The sequence below is a fragment of the Mesorhizobium helmanticense genome (genome assembly GCF_003034915.1).
Lineage (GTDB): Bacteria > Pseudomonadota > Alphaproteobacteria > Rhizobiales > Rhizobiaceae > Mesorhizobium > Mesorhizobium helmanticense.
The window spans coordinates 85,868-106,626 of sequence record NZ_PZJX01000007.1 but is presented as its reverse complement, the minus strand read 5'-3'; the positions used below and the strand labels follow the sequence as shown (position 1 = coordinate 106,626).

Genomic DNA, 20,759 nt, shown 5'->3' with positions numbered 1-20,759 from the left:
TCAGGCTGCCTTCTTCATCATCATCGCTTGCCTCAGGCATTTAGCGACGAGCACGTCATTCTGGTTGTAGGCGCGGTGTTCGAACTCGACGATGCCGCGGTCCGGCTTCGATTTCGATGCCCGCGCCGAGATCACGGTGGTCTCGACGCGGATGGTGTCGCCATGGAAGACCGGATGTGGAAACACCGTCTCCTTCATGCCGAGATTGGCAATGGTGGTGCCGACAGTGATGTCGTTCACCGAAATGCCGATCATCAAGCCCAGCGTGAACAGCGAATTGACCAGCGGCTTGCCCCATTCGCTTTTGGCGGCGAAGTCGAAATCGATATGCAGCGGCTGTGGATTCAGCGTCATCACCGAAAACAGCATGTTGTCGCTTTCGGTGACGGTCTTGCGCAGCGTGTGCTGGAAGACACGGCCGACGACGAATTCTTCCAGATAAAGGCCGGCCATGTGTCTATTTCCTCCACTGCTCAGGGGTTGATAGGCGCTGCAAACCAAGCTCGCAAGCCAGTTAACAAACATGGTGAACCGTTCGTAAACCATTTCTGCCTACGGTCTACCCAAGGGCGGGAACGGACTCGGGCTGGGGGCGCAGCGGACGGCATGGTTGTTTCGCATTTCCTGAAATGGATTGACACCGCGCGGGTCTCGGAACGCGCCGCGGCAGCCAGCGCGCTGGCCCGCGCCTATATCAATTCCGATCTGCCTTTCGAGGATCGTTGCGCCGCCGAGGCCGCGCTGACGTTGCTGCTCGACGACGCCTCGTCGAAGGTGCGATTGGCGATTGCCGAGGCGTTGTCGATGAGCCATCACGCGCCGCTGCAGATCATCAGCGCGCTGGCGTCCGACCAGCCGGAAGTGGCCAGCCTGGTGCTGGCGCGTTCGCCGCTGCTCACCGATGCCGATTTGATCGACCGGGTCGCGAGCGGCCAGAAGGCGACGCAGAAATTGATCGCCGACCGGCCTGTCGTCTCGATGGCGGTGGCGGCGGCAGTCGCCGAGATCGGCGAACCGGAAGCCTGCGCCACGCTGCTCGCCAATAGCGGCGCCGATATCGCTTCGCTCAGCTTTCGCCGCATGGCCGAACGGCATGGTCATTTGCCTCAGATGCGCGAAGCGCTGATATCGGACGCACGGCTACCGGCCGACTGCCGGCATATGCTGCTGATAAAACTTGGTGAAACCCTCAAGGGGTCGCCGCTGGTGCTGGCGCTGATGGGCTCGGCAAGAGCTGAACGCGTCATGCGCGACGCCTGCGTCAGGGCTTCGGTGACGCTGATCGAAGGCACGCGCCAGGAAGAGCACGCAGCCCTGATTGAGCACCTGCGCCTGCGTGGCGACCTGACGGCAAGCTTCCTCATTCGCACCATCGCGCATGGCAAGGTCGATTTCTTCGGCTCGGCGCTGGTTGCGCTCAGCCAGCAGTCCGAACAACGGGTGAGGGCGCTGCTGGCCGGCGGGCATGACGTGGCTCTGCAGGCGCTGTTTCGCAGCGCAGGTCTTGCCGCGGCAATACACGCGATCATCCTGCGCGCGTTGAAGGTTTGGCGCGAGGTTGCCAATGGCAAGCGCATCGCCGGCGTGCAGGAGGTCAGCTGGCTGATGCTGAAGGAACTCGGTGGGCAGTCGGCGCAAGGCGATCTTGCCGGGTTGGTGAAGTCGATCCATCTCGACGCACTGCGCGAAAACGCGCGCGGTCATGCGCTGGCTATCGCGGCGGCCTAAATCTTATTCTTCGCGAAAAAATCCGGAAAATCCTCGACCGCCACGGCGATGATCCGCAGCGAGGCCGCAACCTGCAAAATCTCCGCCGCGTCGCTGCGCTCGGCGATGCCAGCCGCATATTGCCTTGCGACGGCGATCGTTGCCGTCTGCGGATCGCCGGGTTTTCGGAAAAGCAGTTCGCGCGCCAGCCCGCGCAGGAAATTGGTGATCCAAAGTGCTGTGTCCGGCGGGATTGCCGGACTTTGCTGCGCATTGCGAAGCCGCAGGATTTCGATGCCGACAGTGACGGAGACAATGCTGCCACCGAGCACGGTGTCACCCTTCTTGCCGGTGCTCTGCAAGAGCGGCATCAACTGGTTGACGCGGTCGTAGGCAAGGCTCTCGAAAGCTTCGCGTCTCGCAACGCGTTCATGCAGGCAAAGGCGCGCGAGATCCTGCCGCATGGCCTGCAGGGTGCGGTTGACGGTGACCCAGGGGTCGGCAGGCAAGACGACGATGAAGACGCCGATCGCGAGGAGAATGCCGACCAGGATCGACGCCGAGCCAGCGAAGAACGGTACGGGATCGTAGATCATGGCCTGGTGCGGACTGAGGAAGGCGAGGAAGTTGATGGCAAAGGCTGTCGCCAGGCCGACATGGCGTGGATTGGCCATACCCAGTGCCGCCGGCACGAGGATAGGCACAACGAAGAGCATGAACCAGCCAAAACCGGGCAGAGCGGGAAGCGCGATCTGGCCAACGAGAAACGCAAAGGGCAGGGCCAGCAAGGTGCCCTTGAAGAAGCCCCAGGCTGATTGCACGGGATCGGGGCGGGCGGCAAACAGGCTGGAGACGACGGCGACAAGGATGACCGTGCCGGCAGCTTCGGACCATTTCGTCGTCAGCCAGAAGACCGTGACCAGAAGCGTGGCGATCGCGGCGCGCACGGCGTTGCGCCACGCCGCATGATAGTCGCGATGGATCACCAGCGCCGGCTGCCGCCGCTCACGAGCGGAACGGGAAGCTGGAGCGCGCAAGGCGTCCAGGCCACGCAGCACCTGCTGCAAGGCTTCGGCGAAATCGGCGGCGATGGTGAGGCGGGTGACGGCGCCGATCCTGTCCTCGCCCTTAGCCGCCGACATGTCGGGCATCCGCCGCGCTTCGGCAACGATCGCGTCGAGCCGTGCTATCCAAGGTGCGGTATCGTCCAGCGCAGCCGGTTGTGCCGCCAATTCGCCGACGAAAGCCTTCAGTTTGGCGCGCACGGGAATGAGGGCCGCGTTCTTCGGCGCGGCATGGGCATGCAGCGCGCGCGCCGCCGACAGGGCCGACAGAAGCTGGCCGATGGTGCGCCGGACCGGATAGGCGCGGCTCGCAAAGCTCGGCGCTTCCAGTCTTGCATAGGCGCGCATTTCGCCGAGTGTCTGAGCGTCGGCGATCAGCTTTCGGTGCAGGCCGGCGAGCATCGTCGCATCGCCGCTGGAGAAAGCACCACCGGCATAGACCGCGAGGTCGAGTATGCAGCGCTTCAGCCTGGAGATAATGGCGTCGGCCGCCAGTTTGGGCAGGATCAAACGGCTGGTCAACGCGGCGCAGACGATGCCGAGCACGATTTCCGCGCAACGCGCCACGGCGAGCTCAACGACAAGATGCGGCTGTCCGAAAGCCGGCAGGCCGATGATCATCGCGGTATAGCCGGCAAGGGCCGCGCCATAGGCTTCCGGGTTGCGCAGCAGCGATGATACGAGCGTGCAAAGGCCGATCCAGACGGCAAGCACCGTGACCAGCAGCCAGGGATTGTCGCCAAAAAGGGTGGTGATGCCGATTGCCGCCAGACCACCGGCAAGCGTGCCGAGCAGCCGGTAAAAGCCCTTTGCCAGCACCATGCCGGCGACTGGCTGGGCGACGATGAAAACCGTCATCATTGCCCATTGCGGATGGTCGAGCTTGAGCGCGTAGGCGCAAAGAAGCGCGATCAACCCGGCCGATACCGTGCGCAGGGCGAAAATCCAGTCCGACCGGGTCGGCCGCGTGAGGCTGGCGAGCCTTGCGGCGAGATCGCTGCGCAGCCGGTCCCAGGTCACATGCTCATCTCCGCATTCGAATGGAAGCGGCTATTTCAGATGTCCAGCACTTCTGTCGCTGCGAATTCGGCGCGTTCCTGGATGAAGCGGAAACGGGCTTCCGGCTTGGTGCCCATCAGCGCGTCGACCGCATCCTTGGTCGCGGCCTCAGCGTCGATCACATCGACCCTGAGCAGCGTGCGCTTCCTCTGGTCCATGGTCGTTTCCTTGAGCTGGGCCGCCATCATTTCGCCCAGCCCCTTGAAGCGGCCGATTTCGACCTTGCCGCGTCCGGTGAATTCGGTCCGCAGAAGCTCGTCCTTGTGCGCATCGTCGCGGGCGTAAGCGACCTTGCCGCCTTGCCGGATCGAGTAAAGCGGCGGCACCGCCAGATAGAGATGGCCGCCGTGAACCAGATTTGGCATCTCCTGATAGAAGAAGGTGATCAGCAGAGAGGCGATGTGGGCGCCATCGACATCGGCGTCGGTCATGATGATGACCCGGTCGTAGCGCAGATCCTCGTCGCGGTACTTTGAACGCGTGCCACAGCCCAATGCCTGGATCAGGTCTGATATCTGCTGGTTGGCGGCGAGCTTGTCGTTGCCGGCGCTGGCGACGTTGAGGATCTTGCCGCGCAGCGGCAACACGGCCTGGCTGGCGCGGTCGCGCGCCTGTTTCGCCGAGCCGCCGGCCGAATCGCCCTCGACGATGAAGAGCTCGGCGCCGGCAGCGGCATTTTGGGTGCAGTCGGCGAGTTTGCCGGGCAACCGCAATTTGCGCACCGCGCTTTTGCGAGAGACTTCCTTTTCCTGGCGCCGTCGCACCCGCTCGTCGGCGCGCGCGATCACCCATTCGAGCAGTTTCGAGGCTTCCTGCGGATTGTCGGCCAGCCAATGGTCGAAGGGGTCGCGGATGGCGGTTTCGACAATTCGAATTGCCTCGATCGTCGCCAGCCTGTCCTTGGTCTGGCCGACGAATTCCGGCTCGCGAATGAACACCGAGAGCATGCCCGCCGCCGAGATCATGACGTCTTCCGACGTAACGATCGAGGCGCGCTTGTTGCCGACGAGATCGGCGTAGGAACGCAAGCCCCGCGTCAAGACGTTGCGGAAGCCGGCCTCGTGCGTGCCGCCTTCGCCGGTGGGGATGGTGTTGCAGTAGGAGTTGAGGAAGCCGTCGCCGCCGAACCAGGTCACCGCCCATTCGAGCGAGCCGTGGCCGCCTTGCCTTTCGCTCTTGCCGGCGAAGACTTCGCGGGTGACCTGGAATTCATCGCCGAGCGACGCTTTCAGATAGTCCTTGAGGCCGCCCGGAAAATGGAACTCGGCCTTGGCCGGCGTCTGATCCTTTTCCTTGATAAGCGACGGATCGCAGGTCCAGCGGATCTCGACGCCGCCGAACAGATAGGCCTTCGAGCGCGTCATCCGATAGAGCCGCGCCGGCTCGAAGGCGGCACCCTTGCCGAAGATCTGCTCGTCGGGATGGAAGCGGATTTTGGTGCCGCGGCGGTTGTGCACCTCGCCGAGATGCTCCAGGCCGGTGACCGGAATGCCGCGCGAGAATTTTTGCCGATAAAGCTGGCGTCCCCGCGCGACTTCGACCTCGAGATGATCCGACAGCGCGTTGACCACGGAAACGCCGACGCCGTGCAAGCCGCCCGAGGTTTCATAGACCTTCGAGTCGAACTTGCCACCCGAATGCAGCGTCGTCATGATGACTTCGAGCGCCGGTTTCTTGAATTTCGGGTGTGGATCGACCGGGATGCCGCGGCCATTGTCGGTAACTGTGAGATAGCCGTCGGCGGAGAGTTCGACATCGATGAAGGTCGCGTGTCCGGCGACCGCCTCGTCCATCGAATTGTCGATGACTTCGGCAAACAGATGGTGCATCGCCTTGTCGTCAGTGCCGCCAATATACATGCCGGGGCGGCGCCGCACCGGCTCGAGCCCTTCCAGAACCTCGATGTCGGCGGCACTATAGCCCTCGCTACCATCCTTGGTCGCGGCAGCACGCCTGGTGGCCTGCACCAGCGGGTCCGCCGGGCGCGCCGGTGTGCGAACCGGCTGCGGCTGCTTGTCCATATTGCCGAAAAGATCGTTGCTGTCGTCCATGCTGGTCCTGGATTGCGATGCTGCGAATCACCTGCCGATACTGCCACGCTTTTCGCGGGCAGGCGACGGAGGTTCCTGTTACGTTCGAGGATCGCTCCTCTTACAGCAAAACCATTCGACAACCAAGCGGCGGAAATGCGTCGGTGGCAGCATGCGTGTCATCGAGACTGCTGGCGAAATCGCGTCATTGCCCAGAACAAGGCCAGCAGGGCCGACCAGGTTGGGCCGGCCCCTGCGTTCTGCCTCATTATTCCGCCGGAATTACTCCGCCGCGCCCAGATATTCCGACAGTGGCGGGCAGGAGCAGACGAGATTGCGGTCGCCGGCGACATTGTCGATGCGCGATACCGGCGGCCAGTATTTCGCCGATGTATCGGCGTTGCCGGCTGGATAGGCCGCCTCGAGCCGCGAATAGGGATGGGTCCACTCGCCAGCCAGCGCCTCGGCGGCGGTGTGGGGCGCGTTGACCAGCGGATTGTCGGCCAAAGGCCATTCGCCCTTCGCCACCTTGGCCGCCTCACCCGATATCGCAATCATCGCCTCGCAGAAACGGTCGAGTTCCTGCTTGGGCTCGGATTCGGTCGGCTCGACCATCAGCGTGCCGGCGACCGGAAACGACATGGTCGGCGCATGGAAGCCGTAGTCGATCAGGCGCTTGGCGATATCGTCGACGCTGATGCCGGAGCTCTCCTTGAGCACGCGCGTGTCGAGGATGCATTCATGAGCGATGCGATCATGCCTGCCCTTGTAGAGGAGCGGGAAGTACGGCGCGAGCCGTGTCGCCACATAGTTGGCCGAGATGATGGCGGTCTCGGTAGCCTGCCTCAGGCCGGAGGCGCCCATCATGCGGATGTACATCCAGGTGATCGGCAGGATGGAAGCGCTGCCGAAGGGTGCCGCCGACACGGCATGGGCCGAGCCTTCGGTGACGTGGCCGGGCAGATAGGGCTTCAGATGCGCCTTGACGCCGATCGGGCCGATGCCGGGGCCACCGCCGCCATGCGGAATGCAGAAGGTCTTGTGCAGGTTCATGTGGCAGACATCGGCGCCGATGTCGCCGGGACGAGCAAGGCCGACCATGGCGTTGAGGTTGGCGCCATCGAAATAGACCTGTCCACCATGCTCATGGATGAGGGCGCAGAGATGGCGCGCGCCTTCCTCGAAGACGCCATGCGTCGAGGGATAGGTGAACATCAGCGCCGCGAGATTCCTGGAATGCTCATTGGCCTTGGCCCTCATATCGTCCATGTCGATATTGCCGTCCTCGAGGCAGCGCACGACGACGACGCTCATGCCGGCCATCGCCGCGCTTGCCGGATTGGTGCCATGCGCGGAGGAGGGGATCAGGCAGACGGTGCGATGGCCTTCGCCGCGCGAGCGGTGATAGGCGCGGATGGCGAGCAATCCGGCATACTCTCCCTGGCTGCCGGCATTGGGTTGCAGGCTGACCGCCTCGAAACCGGTAATCTCGGACAGCCAGCCTTCCAGTTCGCCGACCATGGCGCGGTAGCCCGCCGAATGACTGGCCGGCGCGAACGGATGCAGATTGGCTACGCTTGGCCAGCTCACCGGCATCATCTCGGCAGCGGCGTTGAGCTTCATGGTGCAGGATCCGAGCGGGATCATGGCGCGGTCAAGCGCCAGGTCCTTGTCGGCCAGCCGGCGCAGGAAGCGCATCATCTCGGTTTCCGAGTGGTTTTCGTGGAAGACCGGCTGGCTGAGAAACTCCTTGCCGCGTGGTTTGCCAGGCAGGGTGCTGGCGCCGGCGGCATCGACCTTGGCGCCGAACAGTGCCGCGATCGCGTCCAGATCGGCCTCGGTCGAGGTCTCGTCGAAGCTGATGCCGATATGGTCGGCGTCGATGACGCGCAGCAGCCGGCCGGTCTTTTCGGCAGCGGTGGCGATCGCCTGGGCTTTGCCTTTCACCTCTACCGTCACCGTGTCGAAGCGGTTCGCGCCAAGCACCGAAACGCCTGAGACCTTGAGGCCGGCCGCCAGGCGGTTGGCCAGTGCGTGGATGCAGCCGGCAATCGCTTGCAGGCCGGCGGGGCCGTGCCAGATCGCATAGGCCGTCGCCATGTTGGCGAGCAGCGCCTGCGCGGTGCAGATGTTGGAGGTCGCCTTGTCGCGGCGGATATGCTGTTCGCGCGTCTGCAAAGCGAGGCGATAGCCGGGGCGGCCCTTGCTGTCGGTCGACTGGCCGACGAGGCGGCCGGGCATCAGCCGCGTCAGTCTGTCGGAGACGGCGCAATAGGCGGCGTGCGGACCGCCAAAGCCCATCGGCACGCCAAAGCGCTGCATCGGACCGACGGCGATGTCGGCGCCGAGTTTTGCCGGCGTGTCGGTCAGCGTGAGAGCGAGCGGATCGGCGATGAAGACGACGAGCGCGCCGGCGGCGCGAGCCTTTTCGATCGCCGCCTTGTGGTCGCCATAGACACCAAACGTGTCAGGCCAGGAGACGAGCAGGGCGGCGGTGTTGTCGTCGATCGTCTCGCCGTCGACCTCGGTGCCGAGCGGTTCGGCGCGGGTGCGCACGACGTCCAGCGTCTGCGGATGCGGGGTGCCGGCAAGCGCTACCTTGGTGCGCTTGTCGCGATGGTGGCGCAGCGCAATGCCGACGGCCTCGGCCACCGCCGTCGCCTCGTCGAGCAGCGACGCCGATGCCACCGGAAGTCCGGTCAGCTCGGCAACCAGGGTCTGGAAGTTGAACAGCATTTCGAGCCGGCCCTGGCTGATTTCGGCCTGGTAGGGCGTGTAGGCCGTATACCAGGCCGGGTTCTCGAACAGATTGCGCTGGATGACCGGCGGCACGTGGACGCCGTGGTAACCGGCGCCGATAAAGCTCTTCAACACGGTATTTTTGGCCATCATTGCCGAGAGCTCGGCCAGCGCTTCCGCTTCGCTGGCTGGAGCGGGCAAGGCGAGCGGCTGGTCGAGACGGATCGATCTCGGCACGGCCTGGCTGATCAGCGTCTCGACGGAGGGAACGCCGATGGTGGCGAGCATGGCTCTGATATCGTTGAGGCCGGGGCCGATGTGGCGGGTCGAAAAGGGATAGGGTGCTGCTACGGTCATGTTCAATATCCTGATATCAACCGATGTGAGCCTGGTAGCCGGCCTCATCGAGGAGGCCCTCGAGCTGGCTTTCATTGGCGAGCTTCATCTTCCATAGCCAGCCGTCGCCTGTTGCCGCCGAATTGACCAGAGACGGGTCCGACGACAGCGCGTTGTTGGCTTCGGTGATCTCGCCATCGACCGGCGCATAGACGTCGGATGCCGCTTTGACCGATTCGACCACGACGGCCGTATCGCCCTTGGCCAGCTTTCTTCCCGTCTCCGGCAATTCGACGAAAACGAGATCGCCGAGTTGCTCCTGCGCGTAATCGGTGATGCCGACAGTGGCGATGCCGCCTTCGACGCGGAGCCATTCGTGGTCTTCGGTGAAATAGGTCTTTGCCATAGGACTTATCCTTTGCGGTAGCGATGAGGTGTGAAGGGTAGGGGATTGATATCGATCGGGATTTTCGTCCCGCGCACATCGGCAAGCAGTTTTGCTCCGGGCTTGGCCAGCGCCGTCGAGACGTAGCCCATGGCAACCGGGTGGCCGGCCGAGGGGCCGAAGCCGCCCGAGGTGACATGGCCTGCCTGATTGCCGTCGGCGTCGAACAGCGCGGCGCCGGCGCGCACCGGCTGGCGGCCTTCCGGCTTCAGGCCGACGCGTTTTTGCGCCGGGCCGCGCTCAACGATTGCGCGCAAGGCATCGGCGCCGATGAACGCCCCGGCGGCGCGGATGTCCTTGGGGATCGCCCACATCAGCCCGGCGCTGGCCGGATCGATCTCTGGCGTGATGTCCTGGCCGTGCAGGCAGAGCCCGGCCTCCAGCCGCAAGCTGTCGCGGGCGGCAAGGCCGATCCACAGCACGCGCTCGTCTTCGAGCAGTCTGGCGACGAGATCGCGTGCGTCCGCTTCCGGCAGGCCGATCTCGAAACCGTCTTCGCCGGTATAGCCGGAGCGGCTCATGAACCAGTTTTGCCTGGGTTCGATGCCATGCATGAACAGCAGCGATCCGGTCTCGATGCCGGCGCGGGCAAGGGCCGCCCATGCTTCGGGGCCCTGGATGGCCAGGAAGACGCGGTCGAGTGCGTCGACCTTTGCCTCGAAATCCTCAGCCAGCCCGCGCAAGTGCTTCTCGTCGACGGCGGCGTTGCCGGCATTGGCCACGACCATGAAGCGCTCGTCGCCAAGCCGCGTGACGATAAGGTCGTCGATGATGCCGGCGGCCTCATTGAGGAAGAAGGTGTATTTGGACTGGGAGATATCGAGCGCGCCGGCATCCAGCGGGCAGGCGCGGTCGAGCAGTGCGGCGGCGCCCGGACCGCTGACCTCGAACAGCTTCATGTGCGAGATGTCGAACAGGCCGGCCTGCTCGCGGGTATGAAGGTGTTCCTTCATCACGCCGGCCGGATAGGTCAGCGGCATCGACCAGCCGGCGAACGCGCCAAAGCGTGCGCCGACGGCGGCATGCAAATCTTCGAGGGGAAGGTGTTTGGTGTCGTCGCCCGTCATGTCATCTCCAGAGTCGCACGCAATCGGCCGCTGATGGCGACCAGTCCGTGCCCCTCTGTCTGAAGCCTGAGAGACTCGCGCCCCGTAACTCTGTCGGCAGCGCTTACACCTTCGGCGCGGGGGCAAGCCCCGACTTTCCAGAGTGTCTTTCCCGTCTACGGTTCTTTTGCCTGAGAGATTTCGGGCGATTTCCCCTTCGGCGGCAGCTCTCGCTGCTCTCTCCCGCAAACAGGTAGGACTCAAAACCATGAGCCCTCGACTCGTCATCCATAGCCCGTCAACGACACCTTGTCACCTGCCAGCGACATCTAAAGCGCATCGCACTGAACGGATTCAGGCACCGCGCTTTGGACCTTTGTCTTGATGCATCTCGTTTACCCAAACCGCTGCACACCCTCGGGTCGAGCCCGTGGGCATGCTTTTGGGCGACATGCATTGGCCGACAAGTCTTCGCTAACCACGCCGTTTGGCGGTTTCTCAAGACACTGCTGATATAGGGGTCGCCATGGTGCTTGGGACCGGCGTTGCCGGCGATAGACGGGAACGAAAAATGGGCGAACTGATCATGAGCGCGCCGGTGGCCGGGCTGGCGTGGAAAAATCGCATCACGGCTGAGGATGTGGTTATGCTGCGCCGCGAGGTGTTCGGCGATGGCGTGGTGAGCCGCGGCGAGGCCGAGGCGCTGTTTGCGCTCGATGCGACGGCAAGGGACAAATGCGCGGAATGGCCTGACTTCTTCGTCGAGGCCGTCACCGATTACATCGTCCATCAGGAAAAACCGGCAGGCTATGTCTCGCAAGACAACGCCGACTGGCTGGTCCGGACGATTTCGCGCGATGGCATGGTCGATAGCCGCACTGAGCTCGAATTGCTGATGCGTGTGCTGGAAAAGGCGAAGTCCTCGCCAAACCGGCTTTGCGTCTATGCGCTGGAGCAGGTCGCCCATGCCGTCGTCGACGGCAAGGGGCCGCTCATGCACGGCGGCAAACTGGTGCCCGGCAGGATTGCCAAGGCGGAAGTCGAGCTTCTGCGTCGCATCCTCTACGCCTATGGCGGCGACGGCAATATTGCCATGACCCGCGCCGAGGCGGAGGTGCTATTCAGGATCAACCAGCGGACGGCCGCGACCAGCAACGATCCATCCTGGAACGATCTGTTCGTCAAGGCGATCGCCAATTTCGTCATGTGCTCGGCCGGCTATGAGGCGCCGGTGCGCGATGTGGCACTGCGCCAGGACTCTTTTTTCGAGCAGGCCGAACCGGAAATTGGCGGTTTCTTCAACCGCATGGTGTCGGGCGGTCTCGCCGGTGTCCTGGAAGCCTACCGCGCGCCGGGCGATATCGAGGCCGATTGGGAATCGAAGAACAAGGCAGCCGAGGCACTGGCTCGCCGCGCCGAGACGATCGACGCCGGCGAGGCGAAGTGGCTGGCCGAGCACATTGGCGACCGGCCGCTGCAGGAGAACGAGCGGGCGCTGCTGACGCTGATCAAGCACGCCTCGCCGGAAATCCATCCGGCGCTGAAGCCGCTGATCGACAAGGTCGCCTGAAGCGCTGACATCACGCTCTATTGTTTGGCCGGCTCCGGCTTGCCGGTGTCGAAGCGCGACATCCATTTGAAGCTGTCGAACCAGTAGCGGCGCACGCTGCCTATGGTGCCGTCGGCGGTGCGCGCGCCGATCCAGTTGTTGACGTACTGGATGAGACGGACATCGTCCGGCCGCAGGGCAAACGCCTCCGGCGTCCGCAACAGCGGCCCGCCGACCATGGTCAATTTCGCATCATAAAGCCTGGCGGCCATCTGCGGCGTCGGCGAGGTGGCGACCATGGCCTGCGCCTCGCCGCCGATGATCGCGGCAAACACATCGGCCGTATTGTCGAAGGACAGGAAGGTCGCCTTGGGAAAGGCTTCCTTCGCTGCGGCTTCATCCGTGGAATTGGAGAGCACGGCGATCTTGTATCCCGGTGCCCGCAATGCCTTTCCCGGCTTTTTGCCAAGACTGGCGATCGTCGCCACCATGCGGATGTCGGCGGTGCCGGTCTTGTCGGAGAATACCACGTCGCGGGCGCGTTCCGGCGTGCTGGCATAGCCTGCCGCAATCATGTCGAAATCGCCCTTGAGCAGCCGTGTCTTGAGGTCATTCCAGGGCACTTCGACCAGTTTCAGGTCGACGCCAAGGTCGGAAGCGAGCGCGTTGGTCAGATCCACATCGTAGCCAGCGAATTTTCCGTCGGCTTTCTTGAGGATCCATGGCGGGTTGAGCGCCACACCGACAGTCAGTGTCTTCTGGTCGATGACGTGCTTGAGGCTGTCGTCCGCCCAGGCGGATGGCGCCGCCAGCGCCAACCAGGCGGAAATGGCAAGTATAGTTGCGGCGATCATCTTAGCGCGCATGAATATAACCTCGCTGCAGCCCGTCCAGTTGTCAGATTTACACAAAGGTGCCATTCTGTCGATAGCGAACCCTGATGGAGACTTGCGATGTCGGCACGGATAGCGATTACCGGTTCGATGGTGTTCCTGGCCTGTGCCCTGGGCAATCCGGCGAAGCTCTCCTTGTTACCGGACGCGGCGCAGGCGGCAGTTGCAAACCGCATCGTCTGCTCCAGCGCGAACTACCGTTATTCCTACTGTGGCGTCGATACGCGTCGCGGTGTGCAGTTGACGTCACGGCTTTCGAAGGCACGTTGCCAGTATGGCAAGAGCTGGGGTTATGACGGCGGCGGCGTCTGGGTCGACAATGGCTGCTCGGCCGAATTCGCAGTCGCAGGCTCCGGCCGCAAGCCATCCCCAGGTGATGCGGCGGCTGCGATCATTGTCGGAGGCATCGTCGGCGCGATCCTTGACAACAACGACAAGCATGGCCACCGTTCGGATAACTACTATCCGAGGCCGAAGCCGCGCCGTAACGATCAGTGGATCGATCCGACGCCGCAGTTCGACAGGGACGGTAATCCCAATTTCGATACTCACGGCAACTATCAGGGATGCCACGGCGTCGGCTGCATGGTGGATAATCCGGACGACACGCGAGCCGGGCCACCTGAGCCCGGTCAAACCACTTTCGAGGATTCGGACGAATGATGGCGTCGCCAAGATCCGTATGCTGAACGCCTGACGCGTCCTACCCGAGCAGCCATCAGATGCCGCCGTACCAGTCGTAGCCATTGTCTTCCCAATAGCCACCACGACCGCCGCCGACATTGGCGAAGCCGTCGACCAATTCGATCTTGGTGAGATATTTCGGCATCTTGTAGCCGAGTTGGCGTTCGACGCGGACGCGAAGCGGTGCACCGTTCTCGACGGGCAACGGTTTGCCGTTCAGGCCATAGGCCAGGATCGTTTGCGGATGGCGGGCGTCGATCAGGTCGATCGTGCCATAATACTTGATGTCGCCCGACAGGCTGCGGTCGATCGTGTCGAGGCAGTGGAACATGACATAGCGCGCCTGCGGTTTGACCACCGCCTGGTCGAGAACCAGCGACAGCGGTGTGCCGGTCCATTTGGCGATGCAACTCCAGCCTTCGACGCAGTCATGGCGCGTGATCTGCGTGCGGCTCGGCATGTTCTGAAGCTGTTCGCGGCTGAGCGATAGCGGCTTTTCGACAAGGCCTGAAACTTCAAGCCGCCAATCGGCGAAATCATTGGCGAGCAGGCCCTTATAGACATCGTCGTCCGGCGCGGTGATGCCGTTTGGGCGCTGCGGTTGGCGGATATCGGCTTCGGTGAATTCCGGCGCCAGCGCGTCGCGACCGGCAAGCAACCGCTGTGCGCGGTACGTCAGGTCGTTGGCGCCTTCGAGGAAGCCGCGCAGGCCGTCGCCGACGCCGAGGTGGCTGTCGAAGGCGTCACAGCCAGACAGCATGATGCCTGACAGGCCGAGGCTGGCCGAGGTCAGGAATCTTCTTCTGCTTATCTGCAGTTTGGGGCTGATCTGGAATTTTGGCATGTCAGGCACCCCTCTCGGATGGTTTTCCGTCATCCGCCGGCGGATCGGTTCGGTACCAGCCGGTGATGATGGAGCGCAGTTCGTTGATCGGGCCGGCGGCGAGGATCATCAGCATATGGATGATGAAGAAGGCGACGAGCAGCGCCATCACGATGAAATGGATGGTGCGCGCCGTCTGCCGGCCGCCGAGGAGATCGTTGAGGAACGGCAGCACGGAATTCATGCTCGGCGACATGGCGAGACCGGTGATGATCATCAGCGGCAAAAGCACGAACAGCACGCCGCCATAGGCCATCTTTTGCAACGTGTTGTATTCGCGGGTGTGATGAAACTTCAGCTTGGCGTGGTCGATGATGTCCCGTGGCAGGCGCTTGATGTCGTCGATGCGCGGGGCGAGATCGCGTCGCAGATGGCCGTTGATCAGGCTGGCGATCAGCCACACGATCAGCGTCGTCGACAATATCCAGGCGAAGAAGAAATGCACGACGCGGGCGGTGCCGAGGTCGTAATAGGACGGGATTGTCGCCCATGACGGAAAGGCGCGGGACGTTTCCTGCCCGGCGGGCCCCGACCAACCGAGCACGCCGGTCGTGTCGAAACGCTTGCCCAGGATTTCGGTGTAGCCGCGCGGGCCGGTGGCGGTATTCTCGGCGCCGATGGCGAAGACGGTGTTGTTGTAGTCGAATCCCGACTCCTTGCCGATATAGAGCTGCGGGCGGGCGTTGAAGATCTGCAGGCCGGAAAGCAGCATAAAGAACAGCGAGATCGCCCAGAGCCAATGCGTCAGCCGCGTCCAGCGCGACTGCCGGTAGATCAGCGTCGCGTCCTTCGACGGGGCGGTGTCCGCCTCGGCGGTGGGTTGGCTTCTGGCAACCGATTCCATTGTCTCGTCCTCTCGACCGCTAAGCCAGTCTTACCAGTCCTTCTCCTCCCAATACGCTGCCAGCCAAAGCGATGTTTCATCCGATCACGGAATTATTACGAGTTGCTCGATACTACGGGCTGCCGAGGCTGACCGCGAGATTGACAGCGGCGGCGACGATCACTGTGTTGAAGAAGAACGACACGATCGAATGGACGAGCACAATGCGGCGCATATGCGAGGTCGTTATGTTTGTGTCGGCGGTTTGCGCGGTCATGCCGATGATTGTCGAGAAGTAGAGAAAATCCGAGCCTTCCGGCCGTTTGCCGCCGGGGAAATCGAGGCCGCCGACCGGCATTTTTTGCTTGGTTTTGGTATCGACCGTATCGCCGTCCATCCAGTAGACATGCGCGTAGTGAAGCGCCGCCATCGCATGGATGGTGAACCATCCGAGCGGGATCGACAGCAGGGCGAAGGTCAGTTCGAAGGCAGCCGCGCTGTCCTTTCGATTGATCAATTGAAACAAGGAGATGGTGGCGACACCGACGACGACAAGCGTGACGGCGAAGATGACCAGCACCGGCTGGTCGGTGGCACGCGCATTCTTGCTCAGATAGCGGCCGGTGAGCAGCGGCATCTGGGCGACGACGAGGATAATGTAGGCGGCAAAGAACGCATTGGCGCCGATCGAATAGGCGAGGGGCGCGCGCAACCCCAACGCGATGGCCAGCGCCACTACCCCGACGCAGGCCGACACCGCGAACTGCATATGCCGGTGTATGGGTTTGTTGAAGGGCGTTTCGGCGGCCATGGCCTAGCGTGGAGATGGTTTCTTAGTCCGGTGTGACGGATTTCAACGCCCGTCGCAAGATGCGATCGAGTTCGCCGAGAAAGCGCGAACGGTCCTGCGGCGCGAAGCTCGCATTGTAGCCCTTGCTTTCGCCGGTCTCGCGCAGATGCTGCTTGAGGTCGCGCATCGCCACCGCCATGCCGATCGTCTCCGGCGTGAACGGGCGTCCGGTCGGGCCGAGCACATGGGCGCCAAGCGCCACCGTGCGGGCTGCGAGCGGGATATCGGCTGTCACCACGATGTCGTTGGGCCGTGCGTTGTCGACGATCCAGTCGTCGGCGGCGTCAGCGCCTTTCGACACCACGACATTGCGGATCATCGGATCGCGCGATGGGCGCAGGCCGCCATTAGAGACGAAGGTGACGACGACGCCATGGCGCTCGGCGACCTTTTCGACCTCGGCCTTGACCGGGCAGGCGTCGGCGTCGACGTAAATGGCGGGTGCTGGCATCGTTCGTTCCAAAGAATATGGGGCCGGTTGATATCCGGCCCCACTGATGTCGTCGAGTCGTCGCTAGGCCGGCAGCGCGCCGGACTTCTTCGCGGTCCAGGTGGCGATATAGTCCATCAAACCTGGATTGAGGCAATCATAGGGTTCGAGCCCGATTGTCTTCAGTTGCGAGCGGATGCCGTCCATGCGGCTCGGATCGACACCGGATTCGATGATTGACGAGACGAAGGCGGCGAAGCCCGGAGGCGACCAGCCATCCTCCTCGAAACGCTCGGGATGAATGAAGGAGAGCCCCTTGAACGCATGGTCGCGCTCGACCGGCCCGTGCATGTGGACGCCGCAGCCGGTGCAGGCGTGGCGCCGGATCAGGGCGCCGGGATCAACCACCTTCAGCTTGTCGCCGTTCTCGGTCACGGTCACGTCGCCCGTGCCCGCCACGGCAACGACCGAGAATATCGCGCCATCTGGCTTCCAGCATTTGGTGCAGCCGCAGGCATGGTTATGGGCGATTTGACCCTTCACCTTGACCTTGACCGGCTTGCTCGTGCAGGCGCAGACCAGCGTGCCGCCGACGAAGCTGGCACTTTCCTTGGGCAGACCATTGTCGATTTTCGGATGCAGTTTCTCCGGCATGTTTTCTCCTCCCTTGTCATGAACCACAGAGGTCGCAGGCCGGTTGGCCGACGGCGTGTGGCTTTACCCTAGTAAACCACGACGCTCCTGATCGACTTGCCCTCGTGCATGAGGTCAAAACCCTTGTTGATGTCCTCCAGCTTCAGCGTGTGGGTGATCATCGGATCGATCTGGATCTTGCCGTCCATATACCAGTCGACGATCCTCGGCACGTCGGTGCGGCCGCGCGCGCCGCCGAAGGCGGTGCCCATCCAGGTGCGCCCGGTGACCAACTGGAACGGGCGTGTCGAGATTTCCTGACCGGCGCCGGCAACGCCGATGACGACCGACTTGCCCCAGCCACGGTGAGACGATTCAAGGGCTTGGCGCATGACTTTCGTGTTGCCCGTGCAGTCGAAGGTGTAGTCGGCGCCGCCGATCTGGTCGGCGCCGCGCTTGGTCATGTTGACGAGGTGGGGCACGATATCGCCCTCGATCTCTTTCGGATTGACGAAATGCGTCATGCCGAATTTCTCGCCCCAGGCTTTCTTGTCGTTGTTCAAGTCAACGCCGATGATCATATCGGCGCCGGCGAGCTTCAGCCCTTGAATGACGTTGAGGCCGATGCCGCCGAGACCGAAGACGACGGCGGTCGCGCCGATCTCGACCTTGGCCGTGTTGATGACGGCGCCGATGCCGGTGGTCACCCCGCAGCCGATGTAGCAGATCTTGTCGAAGGGCGCGTCGGGATTGACCTTGGCCAGCGCGATCTCGGGCAGCACGGTGAAGTTGGAGAAGGTCGAGCAGCCCATATAGTGGAACAGCTTGTCCTTGCCGATCGAGAAGCGCGAGGAGCCGTCGGGCATCAACCCTTGCCCCTGCGTGGCACGGATGGCCGTGCACAGATTAGTCTTTCTCGACAGGCAGGACGGGCACTGCCGGCACTCAGGTGTATAGAGCGGGATGACGTGGTCGCCCTTCTTGACGCTAGTGACGCCCTTGCCGACATCGACGACGACACCGGCGCCTTCATGGCCGAGGATGGCCGGAAACAGGCCCTCTGGGTCGGCGCCTGACAGCGTGAACTCGTCGGTGTGACAGATGCCGGTCGCCTTGATCTCGACCAGCACCTCGCCATCGCGAGGGCCGTCGAGGTCGACTTCCATGATCTCCAGCGGCTTTCCAGCGGCGACAGCGACAGCGGCGCGGGTTTTCATCAGACAAATCCTCCAAGGCGATTTTGCGTTCAAGCTTTCAGGTTTTGGTGATGCGATCAACTGGAAGCTGATGGCGAAACCGGGCCACGGCAACGAATTGGATTCGCAAATCGATTGAAAGGCGGTGAATTGCACGGCCGGCTTGACCGCACAAGCAGAGGCCATAAAAGGAACAGCCGACCGGAGGGGAATAACGCCCGCATGTTTACGAAAATCCTGATCGCCAACCGTGGCGAGATTGCCTGCCGCGTTATCAAGACGGCGCGCAAGATGGGCATCGCCACCGTGGCGGTCTATTCGGATGCCGATCGCGACGCCGTGCATGTCGAGATGGCCGACGAAGCGGTGCATATCGGACCATCGCCCGCCGCGCAGAGCTATCTGGTGCCGGCGAAGATCATCGCCGCCTGCAAGGCGACGGGTGCGCAGGCCGTGCATCCCGGCTACGGGTTTCTTTCGGAGCGCGCCTCCTTTTGCGAGGCGCTGGAGGCTGAAGGCATCGTCTTCATCGGTCCGAAGCCCAAGGCGATCAAGGCGATGGGCGACAAGATCGAATCGAAGAAATTCGCCAATGCCGCGGAGGTTTCGACCGTGCCCGGCTGGCTCGGCGTCATCGAAAATGCCGACCATGCGGAAAAGATCGCCGGCGAGATCGGTTATCCCGTGATGATCAAGGCCTCGGCTGGCGGCGGCGGCAAGGGCATGCGCATCGCCTGGAGCAAGGCCGAGGTGCGCGACGGGTTCGATCGCGCGCGGTCGGAAGCCAAGAGTTCGTTCGGCGACGATCGTGTGTTCATCGAAAAGTTCGTGGTCGATCCGCGCCACATCGAAATCCAGGTGCTGGCCGACGCGCATGGCAATGCGCTTTACCTTGGCGAGCGCGAATGCTCGATCCAGCGCCGCAACCAAAAGGTCGCCGAGGAAGCGCCGTCGCCTTTTCTCGACGCCAAGACCCGGAAAGCCATGGGCGAACAATCGGTGGCGCTGGCCAAGGCGGTCGACTACCAGAGCGCGGGCACCGTGGAGTTCATCGTCGATAGCGAAAAGAACTTCTATTTCCTTGAAATGAATACGCGATTGCAGGTCGAGCATCCGGTGACGGAGCTCATCACCGGCATCGATCTGGTCGAGCAGATGATCCGCGTGGCGGCCGGCGAAAAGCTTGCGATCAAGCAGAGCGACGTGAAGCTGAACGGCTGGGCGGTGGAAAGCCGTCTTTATGCCGAGGATCCCTATCGCAATTTCCTGCCCTCGATCGGCCGGCTGACCAGATACCGGCCGCCGGACGAGGGAAAGTTCGGCGATGTCGTTATCCGCAACGATACCGGCGTCACCGAAGGGTCCGAGATTTCGATGTTCTACGATCCGATGGTCGCCAAGCTGTGCACCTGGGCGCCGACGCGGATCGCGGCAATAGACGCCATGTCGGAGGCACTCGACAGCTTTGTCGTTGACGGTATCGAGCACAACATACCGTTCCTGGCCGCATTGATGCAGCATCCGCGCTGGCGCGAAGGCCGGATATCGACCGCTTTTATCGCTGAGGAATATCCTGACGGCTTCGCGCCGATCGTGCCCGATAGCGAGGAGAAGGCGGTGCTGGCGTCGATCGCCACCGCGGTCGAGCTGCTGCGCCGCGACCGGCTCGACCGGTTGGGCGGGCGGCTGGCGCCGCATTCGGGCATTCTCAAGCGGGACTGGGTGGTGAAGATCGGCGACGACTATCTTTCGGCCTTGATCATCGAGGGCATGATCTCCATCCCAATGGAAATCGATCTGGCGATCGACGGCGGCAAGGCACTGACGGTGGCGTCCGACTGGCGGCCCGGCGACCTCATCTGGCGCGGCACGGTCGGCAACCGCAGGATCGCGGCACAGATCAGGCCAGTGCCAAACGGGTTGCGCATCGCCTGGAAAGGCATGTCGGTGACGGCGCGCGCCATGCTGCCGCGCACGGCCGAACTTGAAAGGCTGATGCCGGCAAAAGTGCCGCCGGACACCTCCAGGATGCTGCTCTGCCCGATGCCCGGCCTCGTCGTGTCGATCGCCGTCGCCGAGGGTCAGGAGGTCAAGGCCGGCGAGACGCTGGCCGTGGTCGAGGCGATGAAGATGGAAAACGTGCTGCGCGCCGAACGCGACCTCACCGTGTCGAAACTCAACGCCAGGCCGGGCGACAGCCTTGCCGTCGATGCGGTGATCATGGAGTTCGCGTGACTATAGAGGGGATGCATTTGAATTGAATCTGGCATCCGCTCTATCCATTTGTTTTATCAGCATTTCTGCGATGCCAAGCGATTCCGCTTGGCTGCAAGGTGCTTTGGCCGCACAGGCCGCCGGAAGCCTGTGGTCAGCTGTCGTTTGTACTGGACTG

17 protein-coding genes and 1 riboswitch are annotated in these 20,759 nt (G+C 62.9%); of the genes, 4 read left to right on the top strand and 13 right to left on the bottom strand.

Annotation, left to right across the window (positions count from 1 at the left end; genetic code table 11):
* Window positions 1–453 (bottom strand): MaoC family dehydratase, encoded by a 453-nt coding sequence (locus C9427_RS04610; RefSeq protein WP_107648005.1) that lies wholly within the window; start codon window positions 451–453, stop codon window positions 1–3.
* A 153-nt stretch (window positions 454–606) separates the two neighbouring features.
* Here C9427_RS04610 and C9427_RS04605 point away from each other — a divergent pair, with 153 nt between their 5' ends.
* Complete coding sequence (locus tag C9427_RS04605; RefSeq protein ID WP_107648004.1) at window positions 607–1,728, top strand: DUF2336 domain-containing protein; 1,122 nt, start codon at window positions 607–609, stop codon at window positions 1,726–1,728.
* Here the strand turns inward: C9427_RS04605 and C9427_RS04600 are convergent.
* The 5 genes from C9427_RS04600 to gcvT form a co-directional block, all read right to left on the bottom strand.
* The gene (locus C9427_RS04600; RefSeq protein ID WP_107648003.1) at window positions 1,725–3,791 is read right to left on the bottom strand and encodes an FUSC family protein; all 2,067 of its coding nucleotides are present in this window, start codon (window positions 3,789–3,791) and stop codon (window positions 1,725–1,727) included. The genes C9427_RS04605 and C9427_RS04600 overlap by 4 nt on opposite strands.
* Before the next feature lie 35 nt (window positions 3,792–3,826).
* The gene (gene parE / locus C9427_RS04595; protein WP_107648002.1) at window positions 3,827–5,881 is read right to left on the bottom strand and encodes a DNA topoisomerase IV subunit B; all 2,055 of its coding nucleotides are present in this window, start codon (window positions 5,879–5,881) and stop codon (window positions 3,827–3,829) included.
* 261 nt (window positions 5,882–6,142) lie between these two features.
* Window positions 6,143–8,956 carry an aminomethyl-transferring glycine dehydrogenase gene (gene gcvP / locus C9427_RS04590; protein ID WP_107648001.1) on the bottom strand — a complete coding sequence of 938 codons (2,814 nt, stop codon included), beginning with the start codon at window positions 8,954–8,956 and terminating at the stop codon, window positions 6,143–6,145.
* Between the two features lie 16 nt (window positions 8,957–8,972).
* Window positions 8,973–9,341, bottom strand: a complete 369-nt coding sequence (gene gcvH, locus C9427_RS04585; RefSeq protein ID WP_107648000.1) for a glycine cleavage system protein GcvH — start codon at window positions 9,339–9,341, stop codon at window positions 8,973–8,975.
* A 5-nt stretch (window positions 9,342–9,346) separates the two neighbouring features.
* A complete protein-coding gene (gcvT, locus tag C9427_RS04580; RefSeq protein WP_107647999.1) occupies window positions 9,347–10,447 on the bottom strand; it encodes a glycine cleavage system aminomethyltransferase GcvT in 1,101 nt (366 codons plus the stop codon).
* Between the two features lie 148 nt (window positions 10,448–10,595).
* A riboswitch (glycine riboswitch) is annotated at window positions 10,596–10,682 on the bottom strand.
* A gap of 315 nt (window positions 10,683–10,997) precedes the next feature.
* Between gcvT and C9427_RS04575 the strand changes: the two genes are divergently transcribed.
* Window positions 10,998–11,996, top strand: coding sequence for a hypothetical protein (locus C9427_RS04575; protein WP_107647998.1), 999 nt, complete (start codon window positions 10,998–11,000; stop codon window positions 11,994–11,996).
* Between the two features lie 17 nt (window positions 11,997–12,013).
* Here C9427_RS04575 and C9427_RS04570 read toward each other — a convergent pair whose 3' ends face one another.
* Window positions 12,014–12,841 (bottom strand): transporter substrate-binding domain-containing protein, encoded by an 828-nt coding sequence (locus tag C9427_RS04570; RefSeq protein WP_167434248.1) that lies wholly within the window; start codon window positions 12,839–12,841, stop codon window positions 12,014–12,016.
* Window positions 12,842–12,928: 87 nt separating this feature from the next.
* On the opposite strand from C9427_RS04570, the gene C9427_RS34390 reads away from it, so the two are divergent.
* Window positions 12,929–13,531 (top strand): DUF3011 domain-containing protein, encoded by a 603-nt coding sequence (locus tag C9427_RS34390; protein WP_208636344.1) that lies wholly within the window; start codon window positions 12,929–12,931, stop codon window positions 13,529–13,531.
* 55 nt (window positions 13,532–13,586) lie between these two features.
* Here the strand turns inward: C9427_RS34390 and C9427_RS04560 are convergent, their stop codons facing one another.
* The 6 genes from C9427_RS04560 to C9427_RS04535 form a co-directional block, all read right to left on the bottom strand.
* Window positions 13,587–14,396: a molybdopterin-binding protein gene (locus C9427_RS04560; protein ID WP_107647996.1), complete on the bottom strand. Its 810-nt coding sequence runs from the start codon at window positions 14,394–14,396 to the stop codon at window positions 13,587–13,589.
* Window position 14,397: 1 nt separating this feature from the next.
* On the bottom strand, window positions 14,398–15,279 hold the full coding sequence (locus C9427_RS04555; protein ID WP_107647995.1) for a cytochrome b/b6 domain-containing protein: 882 nt from the start codon (window positions 15,277–15,279) through the stop codon (window positions 14,398–14,400).
* A gap of 112 nt (window positions 15,280–15,391) precedes the next feature.
* The gene (locus C9427_RS04550; protein ID WP_107647994.1) at window positions 15,392–16,069 is read right to left on the bottom strand and encodes a DUF1345 domain-containing protein; all 678 of its coding nucleotides are present in this window, start codon (window positions 16,067–16,069) and stop codon (window positions 15,392–15,394) included.
* A gap of 22 nt (window positions 16,070–16,091) precedes the next feature.
* On the bottom strand, window positions 16,092–16,559 hold the full coding sequence (locus C9427_RS04545; RefSeq protein ID WP_107647993.1) for a YaiI/YqxD family protein: 468 nt from the start codon (window positions 16,557–16,559) through the stop codon (window positions 16,092–16,094).
* A gap of 63 nt (window positions 16,560–16,622) precedes the next feature.
* Window positions 16,623–17,192 carry an S-(hydroxymethyl)glutathione synthase gene (gene gfa / locus C9427_RS04540; RefSeq protein WP_107647992.1) on the bottom strand — a complete coding sequence of 190 codons (570 nt, stop codon included), beginning with the start codon at window positions 17,190–17,192 and terminating at the stop codon, window positions 16,623–16,625.
* Between the two features lie 68 nt (window positions 17,193–17,260).
* Window positions 17,261–18,388 (bottom strand): S-(hydroxymethyl)glutathione dehydrogenase/class III alcohol dehydrogenase, encoded by a 1,128-nt coding sequence (locus tag C9427_RS04535; RefSeq protein ID WP_107647991.1) that lies wholly within the window; start codon window positions 18,386–18,388, stop codon window positions 17,261–17,263.
* A 201-nt stretch (window positions 18,389–18,589) separates the two neighbouring features.
* Between C9427_RS04535 and C9427_RS04530 the strand changes: the two genes are divergently transcribed.
* Entirely contained in the window at window positions 18,590–20,602 is a 2,013-nt protein-coding gene (locus C9427_RS04530; protein WP_107647990.1) for an acetyl-CoA carboxylase biotin carboxylase subunit, read from the top strand.
* The last annotated feature ends 157 nt before the right edge of the window (window positions 20,603–20,759 follow it).

Coding starts and splice junctions, on each gene's coding strand:
- C9427_RS04575 (WP_107647998.1), top strand. CDS start 10,998: ATGGGCGAACTGATCATGAGCGCGCCGGTGGCCGGGCTGGCGTGGAAA.
- C9427_RS04605 (WP_107648004.1), top strand. CDS start 607: ATGGTTGTTTCGCATTTCCTGAAATGGATTGACACCGCGCGGGTCTCG.
- C9427_RS04555 (WP_107647995.1), bottom strand. CDS start 15,279: ATGGAATCGGTTGCCAGAAGCCAACCCACCGCCGAGGCGGACACCGCC.
- C9427_RS04560 (WP_107647996.1), bottom strand. CDS start 14,396: ATGCCAAAATTCCAGATCAGCCCCAAACTGCAGATAAGCAGAAGAAGA.
- gcvP (WP_107648001.1), bottom strand. CDS start 8,956: ATGACCGTAGCAGCACCCTATCCCTTTTCGACCCGCCACATCGGCCCC.
- C9427_RS34390 (WP_208636344.1), top strand. CDS start 12,929: ATGTCGGCACGGATAGCGATTACCGGTTCGATGGTGTTCCTGGCCTGT.
- gcvT (WP_107647999.1), bottom strand. CDS start 10,447: ATGACGGGCGACGACACCAAACACCTTCCCCTCGAAGATTTGCATGCC.
- C9427_RS04535 (WP_107647991.1), bottom strand. CDS start 18,388: ATGAAAACCCGCGCCGCTGTCGCTGTCGCCGCTGGAAAGCCGCTGGAG.
- gcvH (WP_107648000.1), bottom strand. CDS start 9,341: ATGGCAAAGACCTATTTCACCGAAGACCACGAATGGCTCCGCGTCGAA.
- C9427_RS04550 (WP_107647994.1), bottom strand. CDS start 16,069: ATGGCCGCCGAAACGCCCTTCAACAAACCCATACACCGGCATATGCAG.
- C9427_RS04545 (WP_107647993.1), bottom strand. CDS start 16,559: ATGCCAGCACCCGCCATTTACGTCGACGCCGACGCCTGCCCGGTCAAG.
- C9427_RS04530 (WP_107647990.1), top strand. CDS start 18,590: ATGTTTACGAAAATCCTGATCGCCAACCGTGGCGAGATTGCCTGCCGC.
- C9427_RS04570 (WP_167434248.1), bottom strand. CDS start 12,841: ATGCGCGCTAAGATGATCGCCGCAACTATACTTGCCATTTCCGCCTGG.
- parE (WP_107648002.1), bottom strand. CDS start 5,881: ATGGACGACAGCAACGATCTTTTCGGCAATATGGACAAGCAGCCGCAG.
- C9427_RS04610 (WP_107648005.1), bottom strand. CDS start 453: ATGGCCGGCCTTTATCTGGAAGAATTCGTCGTCGGCCGTGTCTTCCAG.
- gfa (WP_107647992.1), bottom strand. CDS start 17,192: ATGCCGGAGAAACTGCATCCGAAAATCGACAATGGTCTGCCCAAGGAA.